This window comes from Saccharopolyspora sp. 6M (assembly GCF_020176775.1).
Classification (GTDB): Bacteria; Actinomycetota; Actinomycetes; order Mycobacteriales; family Pseudonocardiaceae; genus Saccharopolyspora_C; species Saccharopolyspora_C gregorii.
This window is the reverse complement of record NZ_JAIUJZ010000282.1, coordinates 1-5506: the sequence shown is the minus strand read 5'-3', so window position 1 is coordinate 5506 and position 5506 is coordinate 1. Positions and strand designations below refer to the sequence as shown.

Here is a 5506-nt window from a genome sequence, read left to right as displayed (position 1 = left end):
CTTCCCCCGGGGGGTGGTGCACCCCCCGGTCGGCCAACCGTCACTCCACCACCGGCCCGACCCCCCGCGGCGGATTCAGGCCGGTCGGTGCGGCGCGGGGGTGAGCTCACCGGAGCCGACGTACTCGCGGGCGAACCGCTCCGCCTCGGGGTTGTTCCCGGCGAGCCACCGGACCCGGTTGCGGCGGGAGTCCAGCTCGGCCGCGGCGTCGGTGGCGTCCGGGGGCAGGTGCAGCAGCTGCAGCAGTTCCTCGGAGAACGCGAGCGTGTGCTCGGCCTGCACCCGCCGCCGCTCGCCGTACCCGTCCAGCGCGGTCGGATCGTCGTCGCGGTAGCGCCGCACGAGGGAGCCTGCGAGGTCGGCGGCGTCGGCGATGGCGAGGTTCATGCCCTTGGCACCGGAGGGGGTCAGCACGTGCGCGGCGTCCCCGGCCAGGAACGCCCGCCCCCGCTGCAGCACACCCGCGATGCCGCTGCGCATCCGCAGGACGTCGGCTTCTCGGATGCGGACGATGCCCGGGCGGCCGGAGTCGGTGCCCAGCCGCCGGTCCAGCTCGTCGCGCATCCGCGCGGTGCTCCAGCGGGCGATGTCCTCATCCGCGGGGACCTGCAGGTACAGCCGCCCGAGCGCGCCCGCGCGCGGCATCATGCCCGCGAAACCGTCCGGGTGGATCGCGTACCGGATGCCTTCGACGGGCGCGGTGAGGTGGGCGAGCATCGTCAGCCAGTCGTAGGGGTACCGCCGCTGCACGTTGCCGCCGGTGCCGTCGGGGAAGGAACGGGCGACGACGCTGCGCGCGCCGTCGCAGCCGACCACGTAGTCGCTCTCGACCTCGAATCCGGCGCCGCGCAGCCGCGGGCGGCGTCCGGTGAGGTCCACGTCCAGCACCGGCCGCTGGAACCGCGGGGTGCGGTCGAGCGCGGCGAGCAGGTCCTGGACCAGCAGCTGCTGCGGGTAGATCCAATGCCGGTCGCCGCCGGAGAGCGCCGCGTAGTCCAGCCGGAACGGTTCGCCGTGGACGACGACGTCGCACCAGCCGTGCCGGGTGGCGCGGGCGAGCAGCCCGTCGGCGAGGCCCCAGCGGCGCAGGTGGTCGACGACGCGGTGTTCGACGAGCCCGGCGCGCGGCGAGTTCTCGACGTGCGCCCGGGAGTGCTGCTCGAACACCTGCGCGTCGATCCCGGACCGCTGCAGGACGTTCGCGAGCACCAGGCCCGCGGGCCCGGCTCCGACGATCGCGACCTGGGTGTGCTGCACGTCGGTCATCGGGTCGCTCCCGGGGTCGTGCGGTCGGCGGGGACGAATTCGGGGTTGAACAGTTCGCTGATGGCCACGGCCGGGGTGTCCTGGTGCCAGATCAGGTAGGTCTTGAAGGCCGCGGGCGGTCGTCCCGGGTCGGGGTGCCAGGCGCGGCGACCGACGTGCAGCACGGTGCGCCGGAACCCGGTTCCCGCGGCGTGCAGGGCGAGGCCGAGCGGGGCGGTGCCGTCGGTGAGGCACCGTTCGGCGCCGGGGACGTCGGTGCGCGCCACGACCTGGTTGCTGGCGAGCACCCGGCCGTCGACGGCGGCCGTCGTGGAGCGCCGGACGATGAGTTCGTCCTGCGCGGTGACCCGCAGCAGGTCGGCGGCGCCGGTCGGGGCCGCGTCGGCGGGAACCCGGTCGTGCCGGGCGTCGCGGACGTGGGTGCGCAGGCCGGTGGCCGATTCCAGCAGCGTGGTGGTGAGGCCGTCGCTGCTGAGCAGCATCCGCGTGATCGGGGACGCGAACAGGGCGGCGTCAGCTGGATTCGCCGCGGTTCGGGTGAGGGCGAAGGGGTTCTCGTGCAGGACGAGCGGCCCGTTGTCGAGAAATGTCATTGTGCCTTGAGGGGATCGTCCCTGGATGCGATGCCGCGCGGATGCGGAATCGGGTCTCGGGTGGCCCGCTTCCGTTCCTGTTCCAGAGGAGTGAATGTGATCGTCCGGGACTTTAGCATGATCAACTTCGACGTTTCACCGGCCTTGATCATGGTCGTGACCAGTGGTGATGTTATTCGACATGAATCACGATAGCCGAAATGGCGCATTTGCCCCCGTGTTCCGCCGGGTGTCGCAATGGCGGTCCGGAAGGGTGTTGCTGTGCTTTCAGGGTAGTCCCTTGAGCCTCTTGGTGGATCGGCTTTCCGACGACCCTCGAAAATTCATCGGATGTGATCTCCTTTCCCGCTCAAGGAAGATTTTGCGCGTCATCCGAGGTGTCGCTGATGTCGCCGGGAGCCGCTTTCCGGTCCGGCGGCGGACCGTTCCCGCCGCGCGGGGCGCGCCTTCCGATGCGTCATCATCCGCTGTACTGTTCAGTGCATGCTGACGAGTGAGGCGAGGGAAGCGGCGCTCGCCCGGGTGGGGAAGGCGCTCGCCGACCCGACCCGGTGCCGGTTGCTGGTGGCGCTGCTGGACGGGCCCGGTTACCCGGGCAGGCTGGCGGCCGAGCTGGGGCTGTCCCGGTCGAACGTGTCCAACCACCTGGGGTGCCTGCGCGGCTGCGGCCTGGTGGTGGCGTCCCTGGAGGGGCGGCAGACGCGCTACGAGCTGGCCGATCCGCACCTGGCCGCCGCGCTCGCCGAACTGGTGCAGGTCGTGCTCGCGGTGGAGCGGTCGCAACCGTGCTTGAACGACGACCCGGAGGCGGTGCGCGATGAGTGCTGAGGCGGAGTGCTGCGCGGGCTGCTCGGCGACCGCGGCACCCCCGGCCCCGGCGCGGCGGTCCCTGCTGCAGCGGCGGATCCGCTGGCTGGTCGCCGCGACGATCACTTACAACGTGGTCGAAGCGGTCGTCGCGATCACCGCGGGGTCCCGGGCGTCCTCGGTGGCGCTGATCGGGTTCGGCCTGGATTCGGCCATCGAGGTCACCTCGGCCGCCGCGGTCGCCTGGCAGTTCAGCGCGCGCGATCCGGAGTCGCGGGAACGGGTGGCGCTGCGCGTCATCGCCGGGTCGTTCTTCGCGCTGGCCGGCTACGTCTCGGTGGAGGCGGTGCGCGGGCTGCTCGGCGGGGTGGCGGCGGAGCACTCCGCGGTCGGGCTGGTGCTGGCGGCGGTGAGCCTCGTACTGATGCCGGGGCTGTCGTACGCGCAGCGCAGGGCCGGGCGCGAACTGGGCTCGGCGACCGCGGTGGCCGACTCGAAGCAAACCCTGCTGTGCACCTACTTGTCCGCCGTGCTGCTGGCCGGGTTGCTGCTCAACGCGCTGTTCGGCTGGTACTGGGCGGATCCGCTGGCCGCGCTGGTGATCGCGGCCGTGGCGGTGAAGGAGGGGCGGCAGGCCTGGCGGGGCGAGCACTGCTGCTGAACCGCCGGTTCCGGGGTGCGTGCACCGGCGGGTGGACCGAGCCGCCCGCGTTCGCCTGGAGTGCGGCCCGCCGCCGACCGGAATAGATCGGGCGAACGGTCCGTTCACCTCACGACGTGGCGGGCACGTCGGGTGATCAGGAAGGGCAGGCGAGGGAACGCTCTTCCCTGATGGGGTGGCCGATGTCGGGAGCGGGCGGCTGAAGCGGAGCGGCGCGTGCGCGCCGGTGCAGCGGACGTCACCGAAGAATTCAGCGGCCGCACCCGAACGGGCCCTCTAGACTGGTGCGGCTGGGCGTCCGCGGTGCTGCCGGGACGCACGGCCCGTGCGCGGGGGCGCACGACCTGGGGAAGTGCCGAGGCCACCGGTTCGCGGGAGCGTTTCGGCGGCATCGCGACACCTGATCCTTCGAACCCGCTCCGACGGCGCACCGCCGCGGGACGGCACCCGGTCCCGCCGCGCCGGTGGACCGACCGAGTTCTGCGAGAGGTATTGGAACCATGACCGACTCCACGGGGACCGTGGACGCGGGGACCGAGCGCGAAGCGGCACCGCCGCGGGCGAACGTGCTGTTGAGCGTGCTCGTCGTCTCCGCGTTCGTGATGATCCTCAACGAGACGATCCTGAGCGTCGCGCTGCGCGACCTCACCGTCGACCTCGACGTCTCCACCACGACGGTGCAGTGGCTGACCAGCGGGTTCCTGCTGACGATGGCGGTGGTCATCCCGATCACCGGCTTCCTCCTGGAGCGGTTCACGCCACGGCAGATCTTCCTGGCCTCGCTGACGATGTTCAGCGTCGGCACCCTGCTCAGCGCGCTGGCGCCCGGTTTCGCGGTGCTGCTGGTGGGCCGCGTGGTGCAGGCCTGCGGTACCGCGGTGATGATGCCGCTGCTGATGACCTCGGTGATGCGGCTGGTGCCCGTCGCCAAGCGCGGCGCCACGATGGGCACGATCACCATCGTGATCGCGGTGGCCCCGGCGGTGGGGCCGACGATCGGTGGTGCGGTGCTGGCTTCGCTGAGCTGGCGCTGGATGTTCCTGCTGGTGCTGCCGCTGTCGCTGATCGCCCTGGTGATCGGCGCGGTCTGGATGCGGCTGGACGACGAGACGCGGCGGGTGCCGCTGGACGTGCTCTCGGTGGTGCTGTCGGCGGCCGGTTTCGGCGGCCTGCTCTACGGGTTGTCCTCCATCGGCGAGTCCGGCGGCGGGGGCGGCTCGGTGTCGCTGTGGCTGCCGCTGCTGGTGGGCGTGCTGGCGCTGACCGCGTTCGTGCTGCGCCAGCTGCGGTTGCAGCGCGAGGACCGGGCGCTGCTGGACCTGCGCCCGTTCGGCCTGCGCTCCTTCGTGGTGGCGCTGGTGCTGACGGCGCTGCTGTTCATGTGCCTGCTGGGCGCGGGCGCGATCATGCTGCCGCTGTACCTGCAGACCGTGTTGGGTGCGAGCACCTTCACCAGCGGACTGGCGGTGCTGCCCGGCGGGCTCGTGCTCGGGTTGCTCGGACGCCCGGTGGGCCGGTTGTTCGACCGGTTCGGCGCGCGGCGGCTGGTGATCCCGGGTGCGGGCGCGATGGCGGTGGCGCTGTGGCTGTTCGCCTCGCTGGACGCGCAGTCCTCGATGGTGTCGGTGATCGCGATCCACGTGCTGATGATGGCCGGTCTGGGCCTGATGATGACGCCGCTGATGACCGAGTCGCTGAGCGCGCTGCCGGACCACCTGCACTCGCACGGCAGCGCGATCCTCGCGACGTTGCAGCAGGTGGCGGGCGCGTTCGGCACCGCGGTGTTCGTGACCGTCGCGTCCGTGGGCAGCGCGGTGCCCTCCGGTCCGCCGGACGCCTCCGGGTTGCGGACGGCGTTCGTGGTGGCCGGGGTGATCGGCGTGCTCGCCTTCGGCACCTCGCTGTTCGTGCGGTCGAGCGCCCGGCCCGCCGACGAGTCCGGTTCGGTGCCCTTCGGAGAGGAACCGGTGCGCGCGGGCCACTGACGCAGGCGAGGGGCGGGCTGGGGTCGGGACACCGCCTGGGGCCCGCGGGGAGTTTCGCCCCGCCCCCCCCGGCCGCCGGGGGGGGGCGGGGCGGGGGGCGGGGGGGGGGGGGGGGGCCGCCGTGCGGGCGGACGGAGAAGTGGCCGGCGCCGGGGCCGCCGAGCAGGTCGGCGAACACGGCCGCCGAGTCGGGG

At 72.6% G+C, this 5506-nt stretch carries 5 protein-coding genes and 1 pseudogene; 3 read left to right on the top strand and 3 right to left on the bottom strand.

Annotation, left to right across the window (positions count from 1 at the left end; translation table 11 throughout):
* Positions 1-75: 75 nt before the first annotated feature.
* On the bottom strand, positions 76-1266 hold the full coding sequence (locus LCD31_RS27510) for an FAD-dependent monooxygenase (protein WP_224962876.1): 1191 nt from the start codon (positions 1264-1266) through the stop codon (positions 76-78).
* The gene (locus tag LCD31_RS27505; protein ID WP_224962874.1) at positions 1263-1859 is read right to left on the bottom strand and encodes a hypothetical protein; all 597 of its coding nucleotides are present in this window, start codon (positions 1857-1859) and stop codon (positions 1263-1265) included. The genes LCD31_RS27510 and LCD31_RS27505 overlap by 4 nt, the downstream gene beginning before the upstream one ends.
* 483 nt (positions 1860-2342) lie before the next feature.
* On the opposite strand from LCD31_RS27505, the gene LCD31_RS27500 reads away from it, so the two are divergent.
* From LCD31_RS27500 to LCD31_RS27490, 3 genes are all read left to right on the top strand, one after another.
* Positions 2343-2687 (top strand): helix-turn-helix transcriptional regulator, encoded by a 345-nt coding sequence (locus LCD31_RS27500; RefSeq protein WP_224962872.1) that lies wholly within the window; start codon positions 2343-2345, stop codon positions 2685-2687.
* The gene (locus LCD31_RS27495) at positions 2677-3327 is read left to right on the top strand and encodes a cation transporter (protein WP_224962870.1); all 651 of its coding nucleotides are present in this window, start codon (positions 2677-2679) and stop codon (positions 3325-3327) included. The genes LCD31_RS27500 and LCD31_RS27495 overlap by 11 nt, the downstream gene beginning before the upstream one ends.
* Positions 3328-3827: 500 nt before the next feature.
* Positions 3828-5312, top strand: coding sequence for an MDR family MFS transporter (locus LCD31_RS27490; RefSeq protein ID WP_224962868.1), 1485 nt, complete (start codon positions 3828-3830; stop codon positions 5310-5312).
* A gap of 121 nt (positions 5313-5433) precedes the next feature.
* Here the strand turns inward: LCD31_RS27490 and LCD31_RS29865 are convergent.
* Positions 5434-5506: pseudogene (locus tag LCD31_RS29865) on the bottom strand (trehalase-like domain-containing protein); the annotation flags it as partial.

Bases quoted from the DNA above. Each gene is read 5' to 3' on its own strand.
- LCD31_RS27510 (WP_224962876.1), bottom strand. From the start codon at position 1,266: ATGACCGACGTGCAGCACACCCAGGTCGCGATCGTCGGAGCCGGGCCC.
- LCD31_RS27505 (WP_224962874.1), bottom strand. From the start codon at position 1,859: ATGACATTTCTCGACAACGGGCCGCTCGTCCTGCACGAGAACCCCTTC.
- LCD31_RS27500 (WP_224962872.1), top strand. From the start codon at position 2,343: ATGCTGACGAGTGAGGCGAGGGAAGCGGCGCTCGCCCGGGTGGGGAAG.
- LCD31_RS27495 (WP_224962870.1), top strand. From the start codon at position 2,677: ATGAGTGCTGAGGCGGAGTGCTGCGCGGGCTGCTCGGCGACCGCGGCA.
- LCD31_RS27490 (WP_224962868.1), top strand. From the start codon at position 3,828: ATGACCGACTCCACGGGGACCGTGGACGCGGGGACCGAGCGCGAAGCG.